The sequence below is a fragment of the Streptomyces sp. NBC_00370 genome (assembly GCF_036084755.1).
In the GTDB taxonomy this organism is placed as follows: Bacteria; Actinomycetota; Actinomycetes; order Streptomycetales; family Streptomycetaceae; genus Streptomyces.
Genome location: NZ_CP107968.1, coordinates 597,830 through 612,855 on the forward strand (window position 1 = coordinate 597,830; position 15,026 = coordinate 612,855).

At 69.9% G+C, this 15,026-nt stretch carries 14 protein-coding genes; 10 read left to right on the forward strand and 4 right to left on the reverse strand.

All coding sequences use genetic code 11. The annotated features are described in order from the left end of the window. Nucleotides 1–89 precede the first annotated feature (89 nt). From OHS57_RS02665 to yicI, 6 genes are all read left to right on the forward strand, one after another. Nucleotides 90–554 (forward strand): Fur family transcriptional regulator, encoded by a 465-nt coding sequence (locus OHS57_RS02665; RefSeq protein WP_328580848.1) that lies wholly within the window; start codon nt 90–92, stop codon nt 552–554. 233 nt (nt 555–787) lie between these two features. After that, nucleotides 788–2,023, forward strand: a complete 1,236-nt coding sequence (locus OHS57_RS02670) for an extracellular solute-binding protein (RefSeq protein ID WP_328580849.1) — start codon at nt 788–790, stop codon at nt 2,021–2,023. Nucleotides 2,024–2,036: 13 nt separating this feature from the next. Next, on the forward strand, nt 2,037–2,996 hold the full coding sequence (locus tag OHS57_RS02675; RefSeq protein WP_328580850.1) for a carbohydrate ABC transporter permease: 960 nt from the start codon (nt 2,037–2,039) through the stop codon (nt 2,994–2,996). Between the two features lie 5 nt (nt 2,997–3,001). Next, nucleotides 3,002–3,817: a carbohydrate ABC transporter permease gene (locus tag OHS57_RS02680; RefSeq protein WP_328580851.1), complete on the forward strand. Its 816-nt coding sequence runs from the start codon at nt 3,002–3,004 to the stop codon at nt 3,815–3,817. A gap of 69 nt (nt 3,818–3,886) precedes the next feature. After that, nucleotides 3,887–5,302 carry a GH1 family beta-glucosidase gene (locus OHS57_RS02685; RefSeq protein ID WP_328580852.1) on the forward strand — a complete coding sequence of 472 codons (1,416 nt, stop codon included), beginning with the start codon at nt 3,887–3,889 and terminating at the stop codon, nt 5,300–5,302. Then, a complete protein-coding gene (gene yicI, locus OHS57_RS02690; protein WP_328580853.1) occupies nt 5,299–7,608 on the forward strand; it encodes an alpha-xylosidase in 2,310 nt (769 codons plus the stop codon). The genes OHS57_RS02685 and yicI overlap by 4 nt, the downstream gene beginning before the upstream one ends. 48 nt (nt 7,609–7,656) lie before the next feature. On the opposite strand, the gene OHS57_RS02695 is transcribed toward yicI, so the two are convergent. Beyond that, nucleotides 7,657–8,484, reverse strand: a complete 828-nt coding sequence (locus tag OHS57_RS02695) for an alpha/beta fold hydrolase (RefSeq protein ID WP_052457440.1) — start codon at nt 8,482–8,484, stop codon at nt 7,657–7,659. Nucleotides 8,485–8,608: 124 nt separating this feature from the next. Further along, a complete protein-coding gene (locus tag OHS57_RS02700) occupies nt 8,609–9,067 on the reverse strand; it encodes a cupin domain-containing protein (RefSeq protein WP_328580854.1) in 459 nt (152 codons plus the stop codon). A 102-nt stretch (nt 9,068–9,169) separates the two neighbouring features. On the opposite strand from OHS57_RS02700, the gene OHS57_RS02705 reads away from it, so the two are divergent. The 4 genes from OHS57_RS02705 to OHS57_RS02720 all read left to right on the forward strand — a co-directional run bounded on the left by OHS57_RS02705 (nt 9,170) and on the right by OHS57_RS02720 (nt 12,165). Next, on the forward strand, nt 9,170–9,769 hold the full coding sequence (locus OHS57_RS02705; protein WP_328580855.1) for a TetR/AcrR family transcriptional regulator: 600 nt from the start codon (nt 9,170–9,172) through the stop codon (nt 9,767–9,769). Nucleotides 9,770–9,844: 75 nt separating this feature from the next. Continuing rightward, nucleotides 9,845–10,318: a carboxymuconolactone decarboxylase family protein gene (locus tag OHS57_RS02710; protein ID WP_041999137.1), complete on the forward strand. Its 474-nt coding sequence runs from the start codon at nt 9,845–9,847 to the stop codon at nt 10,316–10,318. Nucleotides 10,319–10,587: 269 nt separating this feature from the next. Continuing rightward, complete coding sequence (locus tag OHS57_RS02715) at nt 10,588–11,484, forward strand: RNA polymerase sigma-70 factor (protein ID WP_328580856.1); 897 nt, start codon at nt 10,588–10,590, stop codon at nt 11,482–11,484. Between the two features lie 66 nt (nt 11,485–11,550). Further along, on the forward strand, nt 11,551–12,165 hold the full coding sequence (locus OHS57_RS02720) for a dihydrofolate reductase family protein (protein ID WP_328580857.1): 615 nt from the start codon (nt 11,551–11,553) through the stop codon (nt 12,163–12,165). A gap of 25 nt (nt 12,166–12,190) precedes the next feature. Here OHS57_RS02720 and OHS57_RS02725 read toward each other — a convergent pair whose 3' ends face one another. Together OHS57_RS02725 and OHS57_RS02730 are read right to left on the reverse strand one after the other, a co-directional pair. Further along, nucleotides 12,191–14,014, reverse strand: coding sequence for an alkyl/aryl-sulfatase (locus OHS57_RS02725; protein ID WP_328580858.1), 1,824 nt, complete (start codon nt 14,012–14,014; stop codon nt 12,191–12,193). Nucleotides 14,015–14,112: 98 nt separating this feature from the next. Continuing rightward, complete coding sequence (locus tag OHS57_RS02730) at nt 14,113–14,928, reverse strand: class I SAM-dependent methyltransferase (RefSeq protein ID WP_328580859.1); 816 nt, start codon at nt 14,926–14,928, stop codon at nt 14,113–14,115. Between the last annotated feature and the right edge of the window lie 98 nt (nt 14,929–15,026).

Genomic DNA, 15,026 nt, shown 5'->3' on the forward strand with positions numbered 1-15,026 from the left:
AAGAAGAGTGCCAAGTGTATATGTCGTCATAACTCGGACGTTCACAGGTGAACTTCGAATATCCCACGGACCCGAATAGGTGAACCGATATGAGTGACCTGCTGGAGCGACTGCGGGGGCGCAGCTGGCGGTTGACCTCCCAGCGGCGTGTCGTCGCACAGGTCCTCGACGGTGACCATGTGCATCTCACCGCTGACGAGGTGCACGCGCGCGCCGCGCGGCTGTTGCCCGAGATCTCCCGTGCGACGGTCTACAACACCCTGGGTGAGCTGGTCTCCATCGGTGAGGTGACAGAGGTCTCCACCGACGGGCGCGCCAAGCGGTACGACCCCAACGCACACCACCCGCATCAGCACTTGGTGTGCTCCGGCTGCGGGGCGGTCCGTGACGTCCACCCGACCGGTGACCCGTTGGCGGCCCTGCCGGCCGACGAGCGGTTCGGCTTCACGGTGTCGGCGGCCGAGGTCACGTACCGCGGACTGTGCCCGTCGTGCACTGTTCATCAGGACGTCGACGTCCGGGCACCCGGCGACGGCTCCGTGGCGCCCGCCTAACGGCGCCGCACCCTCATACCCCCTACACACGCGCGGGAAGTGGCAGGCCGGCACTTCCCGCGCTTCGGCGTTGCCGTACCCCTTGTCGGCATGTCCGGGAGCGCCTAGCATCGCTGCATTCCGTCGAATCGAATCGATTCGACGGGTGTTCGACGACACATCGACGGCACGTCGACCACCCGTCGAACCTCCGTCTTCTCACAGAGCCGTAGACCGAACGGAGAGCCGCCACCATGCACCTCCCCCGCCGACGCCCACCGGCGTCGGCCGCGATCGCCTGCGCCACCGCCTTCCTGACCCTGGCCGGTCTCACCGGCTGCGGGAACGTCCCCGACCCCGGCACGATCACCGTGCTGAACTCGGCCACGGACACCCATGAACACGATCAGGAACAGAAGTTCTTCGACGCGTGCGCCGAGCCGCTCGGAGTCAAGGTCAGGCAGACCAGCGTGCCGGCCGACCAGGTGGTGTCGAAGGCGTTGCGCATGGCCTCGTCCCACTCGCTGACCGACATCCTGGAGCTGGACGGCTCCGAGGTGCCGCAGTTCGCCGACACGGGTGGCCTCGTACCGCTGAAGAGCGCCGGTGTGGACGTGGCGGGGATGTCGGGCAGCGCCATCACCATGGGCAGCTTCAAGGGCACGCTCTACGGCATCGCCCGTTCGGTGAACTCGCTCGCCCTGTTCTACAACGTGGACCTGCTCAAGAAGGCCGGTGTCGAGCCGCCCACCACCTGGGACGAGCTCAAGACCGCCGCGAAGACACTGACGCGCGGCAAGACGTACGGGATGGCCTTCAGCGCGACGCCGGACGCCGACGGCGTCTACCAGTTCCTGCCGTTCTTCTGGTCGGCGGGCGGCGACGAGGCCCATCTCGACGACGGCAAGGGCGCGCCCGCGCTGCAGCTGTGGAAGGACCTGGTCGGCCAGAAGTCGGCGTCGAGCGCCGCGGTCACCTGGAACCAGCAGGACGTCAACGACCAGTTCATCGCGGGCCGTACGGCGATGATGATCAACGGTCCCTGGCAGGTCCCGGTGCTGAGCGAGCAGAAGGACCTGCACTGGGCGGTGGCCGCGATACCCGTCCCCGAGGCGGGCCGGCCGCCGGTTCCGCCGATCGGTGGCACGGTGATGAGCGTCCCGCAGACCAAGGACAAGGGGCGGCAGCGGATCGCGGCGAAGATCATCAACTGTCTCAACGAGCAGAAGAACCAAGTGGCTTGGGGCGAGGCAGTCAACAACGTACCCACCCGGACCTCGGCGGCGGCCGCGTACAAGGCCAAGAACCCGAAGCTCGGGGCCTTCGCCGACGAGGTCGCGACGGCGCGCTCGCGCACCGACCGGGTCGGTGCCGACTGGCCGGTCGTCTCCGACGCCCTGTCCGGCGCCTTCCAGTCCGTACTGACCGGCCGCTCCACCCCTGAAGCGGCGCTGGAGCAGGCCCAGTCACGGGCCACGGCCGGCGAGTGAGGAGACGACTGCCATGACCATCACCGCCGCCGTTCCGGCGCCTTCGACGGGCACCGCCGCAGCCACGGGGACACCCGGGGCGAACCGGCGCCGCAGCGCACTGCTGCGCTGGGGCTTCGTCGCTCCCGCCGTCCTGTACATGCTGGCCTTCTTCGGCTACCCGCTCGTCCGCAACATCGTGATGAGCTTCCAGCACTACACACCGCGCACCTTCTTCACCGGTGAGTCGCCGTTCAACGGATTCGACAACTGGCGCGGTGTGTTCGACAACCCGCTGTTCACCGGCTCCCTCTGGCACACCCTGGTCTTCACCCTCGGCTCGCTGCTCGGCCAGTTCGTCATCGGCCTGGCGCTCGCCGTGTTCTTCTCCCGCCGCTTCCGGCTCTCGGGATTCGTGCGCGCCGTACTGCTGCTGCCCTGGCTGGTGCCGATGGTGGTGTCGGCGGTCGTCTGGCGAAAACTCCTCGACCAGGACACCGGCGTCGTCAACAGCCTACTGATGGACCTGCACCTCGTCTCGTCGCCGGTCTCCTGGCTCAGCAGCCCGAGCGTCGCCCTGCTGTCGGCGATCCTGGTCAACGTCTGGATCGGCATCCCGTTCAACATGGTGATCCTGTACGGCGGGCTCCAGGAGATCCCGCGCGATCTGTACGAGGCCGCGTCCCTGGACGGCGCCGGCGGCTGGCGCACGTTCCGCAGTGTCACCCTGCCGCTGCTGCGCCCGGTGGTGACCGTCGTTCTCGTCCTGGGCTTCATGTCGACAGTGAAGATCCTCGATCTGATCCTGGCGCTGACCGGCGGCGGCCCCGCCGACTCCACGCAGACCCTCGGCACGGTCACCTACCAGCTCTCCTTCCAGCAACTGGACTTCGGGCAGGGCGCGGTGGTCGGCAACATCCTCATTCTTGTCAGCGCGGTGTTCGCCGTGCTCTATCTGCGCCTCAACCGCGCCGACTTCGGCCAGGGGAAGTGATCGCCATGTCCACCCGCCACCTGCGCAGGGGCACGAACACCGTCGCCGCACTGATCATTCTGGTCGTCCTGCTGTTCCCGCTCTACTGGATGCTCAACATCGCCCTCCAGCCGGGCGAGAGTCTGGCCTCCACCGACTGGTTCCCGACGGCGCCCGGCTGGGAGAACTTCCACCGCGCGCTCAGCAGTCAGGGCGGCTCGCTCGGCACCAGCCTGGTCGTGGCGCTCGGCGCCGTGGTGGTGTGCCTCGCGCTCGCCGCACCGGCCGCGTACGGCCTCGCGCAGCTCGGGCTGCGCGGCAGCCGCACCATGGTCTTCGGCACGCTCATCACCCAGATGGTGCCGGGCATCGTCATCGCCAACGCGCTCTACAGCGCCTACGTCGACCTGAGCCTGGTCAATTCGACGTTCGGCCTCATCCTCGCCGACGCCTCGCTCGGACTGCCTTTCTCGATCGTGCTGTTGCGGGCCTTCATGGTGTCCATACCGAGGGAGGTCGTGGAGGCGGCGCTGGTGGACGGGGCGAACCGCTTCACCGCGTTCTGGCGGATCGTCCTGCCGATGAGCCGCAACGCCCTCATCACCTCGGGCCTGTTCGCCTTCCTCTTCGCCTGGTCGGACTTCATGTTCGCGCTGACCCTCAACACCACCGACGACGTCAAGCCGATCACCCTGTCCATGTACGAGTACATCGGCGCCCATGTCAGCGACTGGGGCGCGGTCATGGCGACGGCGGTGGTATCCGCCGTACCGGCCGCGATCCTGCTCGTGGTGGCTCAGAAGTACGTGGCAGCCGGCATCACCGGCGGCTCGGTCAAGTAGCCCCGCAGCGGCCCGCGTTCACTCCACCGCACCGCATTCACCACAGACCCGAAAGGGCCCGGCACGACCATGAGCACTCCCTTCCCCGTTCTTCCCCGGGGCTTCACCTTCGGTACCGCGACGGCGAGTTACCAGATCGAGGGCGCCCACGACGAGGACGGCCGCGGTCCTTCGATCTGGGACACCTTCAGTCATACCCCCGGCCGTACCAAGGACGGCGCCACGGGTGACACGGCCTGCGACCACTACCACCGCTACCCCGAGGACGTGGCGCTGCTGCGCGACCTCGGCGTCGACTCGTACCGCTTCTCCGTCGCCTGGCCACGGATCCAGCCGACGGGTACGGGACCGGCGAACGCCAAGGGCCTCGACTTCTACGACCGGCTCACCGACGAACTGCTCGGCGCCGAAATCGCGCCCGCCGTCACCCTCTACCACTGGGACCTGCCACAGGCCCTTGAGGACCTGGGCGGCTGGCGGACACGGGAGACGGCCGAGCACTTCGCCGAGTACACCCGTCTGGTGGCGGAGCGGCTCGGGGACCGGGTCGCGCGCTGGATCACCCTCAACGAGCCGTTCTGCACGGCCTTTTCGGGCTACGCGGAAGGCCGGCACGCTCCCGGTGCCCAGGAGGGCACACCGGCGCTGGCCGCCGCCCACCATCTGCTGGTCGCCCACGGCAACGCCGTGCGCGTGCTGCGCGAGACGGGTGCACGGGAGGTCGGCATCACCCTCAACATCGACCTGGTCGAGGCCGCATCGCCGGCGCCCGCCGATGTGGCGGCGGCGCGCCGGGCCGGGACGCTGCACAACGACGTCTGGACCGAGCCCCTGTTCGCCGGGCGCTATCCGGCGACGGAGGCGGAGACCTGGGGCGCGCTCGCCGACGGCTCGTACCGCGAGGACGGCGATCTGGCGCTGATCGGCGCGCCGCTCGACTTCGTCGGCATCAACTTCTACCGTCCGCTGACCTTCGCGGACGCACCGCACACGGAACCCGAGGAGAGCCGGCGCAGCGCCGTCGACATCGGGGTGCGGCCGGTCGATCCGTACGGCAGCCGCCATACGACGATGGGCTGGCCGGTCGTACCGGAGGCGTTCACCACACTGCTGACCGGTCTGGTGGCGCGCTACCCGGAGCTGCCGCCGGTGTACATCACCGAGAACGGTTCGGCCGAGGCCGACACCGTCGCTCCGGACGGCGCGGTGCACGACCAGGACCGGGTGACGTATCTGCACGACCATCTGACCGCCGTGGCAGCCGCGATCGACGCGGGGGTGGAGGTGCGCGGCTACTACGTGTGGTCACTGCTGGACAACTTCGAGTGGGCGCACGGCTATCGGCAGCGCTTCGGGATCGTACGCGTCGACTACGACACGCAGAAACGCACACCGAAGGACAGTTACCACTGGTTCCGGCGGCTGATCGAAGGACACCGCGCCATGGACGACGCCGACCGCGCCCCCGTACAGGAGAGCCGATGAAGTTCACCGACGGCTACTGGCTGATGCGCCCCGGCGTCAGCGCCCATCACGCGGCGTCCGTGGCCGACGCCGTGGTCACCGATGACCGGCTGACGCTGTACGCGCCGGTGGGCCGGGTCACGCACCGGGGCGACACGCTCAACGGGCCGTTGCTGACCGTGGACTGCTGGTCGCCCGCCGAGGGCGTGATCGGCGTCCGTACGACCCACCACGGCGGACGGGCGCCCCGGCGGCCCGAGTTCGCCCTCACCCCGGCGGAGCAGTCGGCGGCCAAGACCGTACGCGAGGGCTCGGCCGTCGAACTCATCTCCGGCGAGTTGTCGTTGAAGGTCGACACCGAGGCGCCGTGGCGGCTGGACTTCAGCGCGGGCGGCCGGACCCTCACCTCGGTCGGCAGGCGCGGCACCGGCTTCGCGACCGACGCCGAAGGACGGCACTTCATGCTCACGCAGCTGTCGCTCGGCGTCGGCGAGAGCGTGTACGGGCTCGGCGAGCGCTTCACGCCGTTCGTACGCAACGGCCAGAGCGTCGACATCTGGCAGGCCGACGGCGGCACGAGCAGCGAACAGGCGTACAAGAACGTCCCGTTCCATCTCACCGACCGGGGGTACGGCGTCTTCGTCAACCATCCGGGCCAGGTGTCGTACGAGGTCGGCTCGGAGTCCGTCGGGCAGGTGCAGTTCAGCGTCGAGGACCAGTCGCTGGAGTTCTTCGTCGTGTACGGCCCGACGCCGAAGGACATCCTCGCCCGCTACACGGCGCTGACCGGCCGGCCCGCGCTGCCGCCCGACTGGTCGTTCGGCCTGTGGCTGTCCACGTCGTTCACGACCTCCTACGACGAGGCGACGGTCACCCGGTTCGTCACGGGCATGGCCGAGGCCGAAATCCCGCTGAGCGTCTTCCACTTCGACTGCTTCTGGATGCGCGAGTACCAGTGGAGCGACTTCGTCTGGGACCCGGACGTCTTCCCCGACCCGGTCGGCATGCTGGCCCGGCTCAAGGCTCAGGGGCTGCGGATCTGTGTCTGGATCAATCCCTACATCGCCCAGAAGTCGGCGCTGTTCGCCGAGGGCATGGCGCTGGGGCACCTGCTGAAGCGGCCGGACGGCGACGTATGGCAGTGGGACAGGTGGCAGGCCGGCATGGCGCTCGTCGACTTCACCAGTCCCGCGGCGCGGGAGTGGTACGCGGGCAAGCTGCGGCTGCTGCTCGACCAGGGCGTGGACTGCTTCAAGACCGACTTCGGGGAGCGGGTGCCCCTCGATGTGGCCTGGCACGACGGCTCGGACCCGGAGCGGATGCACAACTACTACACCCAGCTGTACAACGAGACCGTCTTCGACCTGCTGCGGGACGTGCGCGGCGAGGGTGAGGCCGTCGTCTTCGCGCGCTCGGCGACCACCGGCGGCCAGCGGCTGCCGGTGCACTGGGGCGGCGACTGCGAATCGTCCTTCGAGGCGATGGCCGAGTCGCTGCGCGGCGGGCTCTCGCTCGGCCTCTCCGGCTTCGGCTTCTGGAGCCATGACATCGGGGGGTTCGAGGGCACGCCGACACCCGCGCTGTTCAAACGCTGGGTGCAGTTCGGGCTGTTGTCGTCGCACAGCCGTCTGCACGGCAGCAAGTCCTACCGGGTGCCGTGGGACTACGGCGACGAAGCGGTGGCCGTCACGCGCTCCTTCACCCGGCTCAAGCACCGGCTGATGCCGTACCTCTACCGCGCCGCCGTGCAGGCGCGCGACGCGGGTACGCCGGTGATGCGGGCCATGGTGCTGGAGTTCCCGGCCGACCCCGCCTGCCGCTCACTCGACCGCCAGTACATGCTCGGCGACGACCTGCTGGTGGCGCCCGTCTTCACCGAGGACGGCTCTGTCGAGTACTACCTCCCGGCCGGTACCTGGACCAACGTCCTTACCGGGGAACGGATCTCGGGGCCCGGCTGGCAGCGGGAGACCCACGGCTTCGACACGCTTCCGCTGCTCGCCAGGGAAGGCGCTGTCGTGCCGTTCGGAGCGGTCGCCGACCGGCCGGCGTACGACTGGGCGGACGGGGTGACCCTGCGCGTTCACACGCCGGCCGACGGGTCGACGGCGGTGACGGCCGTGCCGCTGCCGGACGGTTCGGGAGAGGCGGCGGTATTCACCACGCGGCGGTCGGGGGACGAGATCGTCGTGGAGACCGGCAGCCAACTGCCCTGGAACGTGCTGCTCGTGGGCGTCGAGGCCGCTGAAGGCGGCGTGCCGCACGGGCTGGGCACGCTGTACGTCTGCCCGGCGGGTACGCCGAGACTGACGGCCCGCTGGTCGTAGCAGGCCTGAACTCGGCGCGTCTCGCCCGGCTTCACCTCGCGCCGGCCTTCACCTCGGGTCGGGCTTCACCTCGGACTCGACGAAGGCGCCGATGGCGTCGAACACGGCTGCGGGCTGCTCAAGTTGCGGGAAGTGGCCGGCTTCCGCGACGGGGCGGAACGTCGCCCGGGGAAAGGAGTCGGCCAGGGCGCGGCTGTACTCCAGGGGCACGATGCCGTCCTGTTCGCCGGGCAGCACCAGCACGGGGACGGTGACACGGTGCAGGCGTCCGCGCAGCTTGGGGTCGCTGCAGAAGGGGTCGCCCGCGTAGACGGCGAGCGTGGCCTGGTTGGCCGCCATCGCGGCCCTCTGGTCAGCGCCGAGGGTGGCAGGGTCGGGCCGCAGTTCGGGCCGGTGGAAGGCGAGTTCACCGGTGCGGACCGGACCGAGCTGCGCGGGGTCGGCGATGGTGAGCGGGGGTTCGGGCGTGATGCCGGTGGAGGCGAGCAGTACGAGCGCGCTGATACGGCCGTGGTTGTCTCGGACGCCCATCTCTGCGGCTATCCAGCCGCCGACGGAGTTCCCCGCGACCAGCACGGTCTCCAGGCCGAGTTGGTCGATGAGGTCGAGATAGGCGGTGGCGAGGTCGGCGACGCTGTCGGTGCTCTCCGGGCGGTGCGTACCGTCGAAGCCGGGGTGGGTGGGGGCGACGACATACGCGTGCTGGGACAGCGCGGCGGCGAAGCCGTCGACCGAACGGGGTCCGGCGCCGCCGTGCAGGACGAGCGCGCCCGCGCCGCCGGCCGCGTCGCGGTCGCCGTACTCCTTGATGGTGATGTCCAGGCCGCTGGGCAGAGCGATCGTACGGACGGTGCCGGTGGGGGCGGAGACAGTCATGGTGCGGGGTTCCTTGTCGTTGGTTTTGTGAGAGTCAACTGTCATGAAGATAGCCCCGCCCTCCTCACTCATGCAAGTGAACTCTCACGAAGAGATGCGACTCTCCCGCCCCGCTCGGCCCCGGTTACGCGAAGTCGGTCGCGGCGACGGTGCCGTACCGGCCCATCACCTCGCCGACGACCTGCGGGGTCATCTCCTGCCCTGCCGCCATCGTGTCGCGCAGATCCTGGAAATAGCGCACATAGAGATCCGGGGTAAAGGTGTTGATCATGACGACGGGCTCGTCGCCCGGGTTGGCGAAGGTGTGCGGAGCGCCCGGCGGAATCATGGCGAGCGTGCCGGCGGGTGCGTCGTACCGGCTCTCACCGACAGTGAAGCGGGCGGTGCCCGACACGACGTAGAAGCCCTCGTCATGCAGGGAGTGCCGGTGCTGCGGCGGTCCTTCGGTGTGCGGGGCCAGGGTGATCTCGCCGATGCCGAGCCGGTGCGCCGTCGTGGAACCGTCCTCCAGGATGCGGATCCGGGCGCCGCCGAGATCGATCACTTCGCCGGCGCCGGGGGCGACGACGGAGACGTTGTTCATGAGTACTCCCGCTGATGCTGTGAGGATGAATGCGAGTAAGCTCTCATAACAGGAGTCAACTAGCTACAGTTCCTCAGACGTGACGAGGAGAAGGGCCGACGGATGGCACCCCAGAACCCCGGTGGCCGGGCCAATCAGAAGCTGCGCACCCGCACCGCGATCCTCCAGGCCGCGGCGGAACTCATGCGCACCGGCCGCGAGATGACGATGCCCGCCGTCGCACGGGCCGCCCTGGTGTCCGAGGCCACGGCCTACCGCTACTTCCCCGATCTCGCCAGCCTCCTCCAGGAGGCCATGGCCGGGCAGTGGCCCACCCCCGCGCAGGCGCTGAGATCCGTCGCGGGCTCCCGCGACCCGGTGGAGCGCATCGCGGCGGCGACCGAGCACCTGTTCCGTACGGTCCTGAGCCATCAGGGCGCGACCCGCGCGATGATCGCGGCGACCATCACCCGGCCCGCGGCCACCTCCGCCCGTCCGGCCATGCGGGTCGGCCTGATCGACTACGCGCTCGCCCCGCTGGACGACACCCTCGGTGCCACCGACCCGGCCGCGCTGGCCCAGCTGAAGCGCGACCTCACCGTCGTCATCAGCGCCGAGGCGCTTTTCACCCTGACCGACCTGTGCGGGCTGGACCCCGACGCCGCTGTCGCCAGCGCCGTGCACACCGCGACGGCCCTCACCCGGGCGGCGCTGCCCGGCTGAGCCGACTCCCGCTGTCACAGATCTCCGGGTTGCGCGGTCAGTGGTACGTAACCGCAACTCAGCCAGGAGAAACCCATGGAATCGCGTCTCAACTTCTTCGGCAACGCCCTCGCGGGCAAGGTGCTGAAGCACATCAACTCGGCGGGCAAGATCGTCTCGGACTCCGGACTGCCGCTCGCGACACAGGAGCTGGTGAAGATCCGCGCCAGCCAGATCAACGGCTGCGGCTTCTGCACGGACATGCACACCAAGGACGCCACCGCCGCCGGGGAGACCCAGGCGCGGCTCAACCTGGTGGCCGTCTGGCGGGAGGCCACGGCCTTCACCGAGGCGGAGCGCGCGGCGCTGGAGCTGGCGGAGCAGGGCACGCGGATCGCGGACGCGGCGGGTGGCGTCAGTGACGAGGCCTGGGCGAACGCGGCCAAGTACTACGACGAGGACCAGCTGGTCGCGCTGATCTCCCTGATCGCCGTCATCAACGCGTACAACCGGATCAACGTGATCAACCAGCAGCCGGCCGGCGGCTACCAGCCGGGTCAGTTCGGCTGAGCCTGGGGCCAGCTCCGGGCCTGACTCCGGTATCCCGGTGCGCGGACGTGTGCGTCACCGCACTCCGGAATGTTCCGGCAGGCGTCAGCTCGGGCCAACAGTGACGACCTCACTGACCAGTTGAGCTGGCGCCGGCCGACCGCGCGGCGCGGCGGGCTGACGCACCGTCCCGTCGTACCCGGCGGTGGTCGTGCCGCAAACACACTCCGGCCGGGGTGGGCTGTAGCGTGGTGGGTCTCGGTGCGGCCTCTGTGCCGGAAGGGACGACCATGCACACGGATAATGACGCCGACTCCCTCGACGGCGCGACACGGGAGTTCCTGGCGGCGCGCCCGCAGCTCTTCGGCATCGCCTACCGCGTGCTCGGCAGCGCGGCGGAGGCCGAGGACATCGTCCAGGACGCCTGGTTGCGGTGGCAGAACGCCGACCGTACGGACATCGTCGAGCCGAAGGCGTTCCTGGCCACCGTCACCACGCGGCTCGCCATCAACACGGCCAAGTCCGCGCGGGTGCGGCGCGAGTCGTACGTCGGGCCGTGGCTTCCCGAACCGGTCGACACCAGCCAGGATCCGCAGGTGGGGGCCGAACGGGCCGAAGCACTCGAACTCGCGGTGCTCCTCGTCCTCGAAAAGCTGAACCCGGTCGAACGGGCCGCCTACGTCCTGCGGGAGGCGTTCGACTACCCGTACGGCCAGGTGGCCGAGATCCTGGAGACGAGCGAGGCCAACGCCCGCCAACTGGTGAGCCGCGCCCGCAAACATCTGGCCGCCGAACGCAAGGAGCGGGTCAGCCCCACCGAGCTGCAGCGCCTGCTGGAGGTCTTCCTCGCCGCCGCGCGGACCGGCGATCTGAAAGTGCTCGAGGACGTGCTCGCAGCGGACGTCGTCAGCTACTCCGACGGCGGAGGCGTACGCGGCGCATCGCGGATTCCGGTCGTCGGACTCCCGCACGTGTCCCAGTACCTCGTCGCGTTCGCACCCCGCTTCTGGCCCGAGGCCGAGATCCGCCACGTCGAGGCGAACGGCGGACCGGCGGTGCTCGTCCTGTCCGGCGGGAACGCAGTGGCGCTGCTGACCATCGACGCGTCGGCCGAGGGGATCGACCGGATCATGTGGATGATGAACCCGGCGAAGCTGGCGCCGTACGTGGAGTCGCTGGACGGCTGAGCCCCGATCCCCGCGCACCTCGCCGATCGGCGATGAGTTCGGGCGGCGGAGCCGGTCCGAACTGACATGACTCGAATCATCGCCGACATCTCGGCCTCCCTCGACGGCTTCGTCACCGGGCCCGACCCCCGCCCCGGCAGTGGTCTCGGTACCGGTGGCGAGGCCCTGCACACCTGGGCGTTCTCCGACGACCCCGACGACCGGCGGTACCTGAGCGAGGGGACCGCTCGCTCAGGGGCCGTCGTGCTCGGGCGCCGGCTCTTCGACACGGTCGACGGGCCGGACGGCTGGGACGACGAGACCGGCTACGGGGCCGGCGAGGTGGGGAAGCCCGCGTTCGTCGTCGTGACGAGCGCACTCCCGGAGTCGGTACGGCTCGCCGACCTCGACTGGACGTTCGTCACCACCGGTCTGGGCGACGCCGTCCGCACCGCGCGCGAGCGCGCCGAGGCGGCGTCGGCGGCCGGCGGCAAGGACCTCGATGTCGTCCTCATGGGCGGCGGCGCCACCGTCGGCTCGGCGATCGAGGCGGGGCTGGTCGACGTGCTGACGCTGCACCTCGCACCCGTCGTGCTCGGCGCCGGGACGCCGCTGTTCACCGGCGGAACGCCTCGGACGCTGGTGCGGCGGGAGGTGTTCGCGACATCGACCGTGACGCATCTGACCTACGCCGTCTGCTGACGACGAGAGGCGCTGCGCCGATCGGTCACGGCGTGACGATGTTGAAGTCCGGGTCGGGGGTGTCGAGCAGCGCCGTGAGCTTCGCAAGGGCCGCCGGATCGCCTTCTACCCGCACACCGTCCAGCCCCTTCCCCGCCAGCACGCCGAGCAGTTGAGGCTTCGTCAAGGTCAGCGTCAGGTCGTCGGCCGGGGCCGGAGCCGGGCCCGCGATTTCGGCGCTGCGGTAGGTCAGCGCGCCGTTGGACAGTCGCAGGTGCCAGGCGCGGCCCTCGTCCGTCACGTTCCAGGTCATGGTGACCCGCTCGTGCCAGGCGCGCGGCCCGTCCACCCGGACGGCCAGCGAGTCGATGAGCATGTCGACCGTCAGCGCCGCCGCCATCTCGGGGTTCGTCGTCTCCAGCGCCGTATGGGCGACGCTGCCGCGCAGTTCCTGGGCGCCCATGAGGTAGAAGTTGCGCCAGGTGCCGTTCTCCGAGCCGTGGCCGAGCGTCTCGTACACCGCGGCCAGCGCGTGTTTGGCCGCGGTGTTGTCCGGCGCGGCGAAGACGGCGTGGCCGAGGAGGGTCGCGGCGAAGCGCGGGTCGCCGGCCGCCGCGTACTCCTCACCCTTGGCCACGAGGGCGTCGACACCACCGTAGTCGGCGGCGAACCGGGCGGCCTGCTCGGTCGGCGGGTGCTCCCACAGATGCGCGGGGTTGCCGTCGAACCAGCCCATGTACCGCTGGTAGATGGCCTTGACGTTGTGGCTGACGGAACCGTAGTAGCCCCGGTTGGCCCACCGGTTCGCGACGGCAGGCGGCAGTTCGATGCGCTCGGCGATCTCCGCGCCGGTCAGTCCCTGGTTGGTCATGCGCAGGGTCTGGTCGTGCAGGTACGCCCACATGTCGCGCTGTCCAGCGAGGTGGGCGACGATGCGCTCCCTCCCCCAGGTGGGCCAGTGGTGGGAGGCGAAGGCGACCTCGGCCTCGTCGCCGAAGAGGGCGATCGTCTCGCCCAGGTAGTGCGCCCAGATGCGGGTGTCGCGTACGACCGCGCCCCGGAGGGTCAGGATGTTGTGCATGTTGTGGGTCGCGTTCTCCGCCATGCACAGCGTGCGCCGGTCGGGGAAGTAGAAGTTCATCTCGGACGGCGCCTCGGTGTCCGGCGTCATCTGGAAGACGATGCGTACGCCGTCGACCGTCTCCTCCTGCCCGGTGCGGGTGATGTCGAGCGTCGGGGGGACGAGGGTGATGGTGCCCTTGGACGTCGTCATGCCCAGACCCGCGCTGATCTGCCCGGCGGGTCCCTTGGCCAGCTCGGCGCCGTACATGTAGACGGCACGACGGGTCATCGCACCGCCCGCGTAGACGTTCTCCGCGACCGCGTGCTCCAGGAAACCGGCCGGGGCGATCACCGGAACCGGCGGGTGGCCGTGCGGGAGTACCCCGCGCGAGCCGCCGAAGTGGTCGCCGTGCGAGTGCGTGTAGATCAGCCCGGTAACGGGGCGGTCGCCACGGTGCTCGCGGTAGAGGGCGAGCGCAGCCGCCGCCGTCTCGGCGGAGATCAGCGGGTCGATGACGACGACACCGGTGTCGCCCTCGACCAGTGTCATGTTGGACAGGTCGAGGTTCCTGACCTGGTAGATCCCCTCGGTCACCTCGAACAGGCCCTGCTTGTTGCACAGTTGACTCTGCCGCCACAGGCTGGGGTGCGCGCTGTCCGGGCATTCGCCGTCCAGGAACGCGTACGCCTCGCCGTCCCAGATCACCCGGCCGTCCTCGGTGCGCACGACGGCGGGGCTTAGGGCGGCGACGAAGCCCCGCTCGGCGTCCTGGAAGTCGGATCGGTCAGCGTAGTCAAGATCGGTCATACGTAATGAATAGCGCATGTGCCCCATAAGCCGTGCGCCCCACGCCAGCCACCCTCCTTCCGCGCGACGCCACCGCCCCCCGCCCACCGCAGACGGGACTACGGTTTGCGGCCCCACGCGGAGACGAGCGGGGCGGTGGCCAGGTCCAGCCGGCCGGTAGCGACGTTCCCCAGGTGCGTGTCGATCTCCGCGTCGGTGGCGAGGCCTGCGGCGACCAGCCGGCCGCGGATCTGCCGTACGGTCGCGGCCTCCAGCACCGTGCAGGCGGGTGAGGTGATCGGGAAGTACGCGTCCGCCTCCACGTCGGCGAGCCCGGCCTCGCGCAGCAGCCGGGGCAGCGTGCGGCCGTAGGCGAGATCCGCTCCGCACGCCGCCATCAGTTCGCGGAAGCCGGTCCTGAGCCGGTTCGCGAGCCGCTGCTCGGGGCCTGACTCGTCGGGGCACAGCAGCGGCTGCAGCCCGGGGTCGGCGTCCTCCAGCAGCAGCCAGCCGCCGGGGCGCAGCGCCCCGATCATCCGGCGCAGCGCCTCCGCGCGGTCGCCCACGTGCACCAGGACGAGGCGCGCGTGCACCAGGTCGAAGGCTCCGGGCGGCGGCGGGTCGGCGGCCACGTCGTGCCGTAGCACCTGGACCACTCCGCCGGCGGCGTCGGCGGCGTCCGCCGCCCAGGACACCTCGATGTCGGTGGCGACGACTGCGCCCCCGCTCCCGACCCGCTCCGCCAGCCCGACGGCCACGGACGGCCCCCCGGCCCCGACCTCCCAGCACCGCATCCCCGCGCCGGTCCCGAGCCGGTCGACGTGCCGGAACGTCACCGGGTCGAACAGCTCGGAGAGCGCACCGAACCGAATACCGGCCTCCGACTGCTTGTTGTCGAGCAGATAGCCGCGTTCCGAACTGTCCGACGCTGTCATTGTTCTCTTTCCTCTCCAGATGGTGGGGCGCTGCCTGGCATGCTTGCCACCCGCGCCGGTGATCGGGCTCGGTGATCGCGCTCGGTTCACGTAACCAC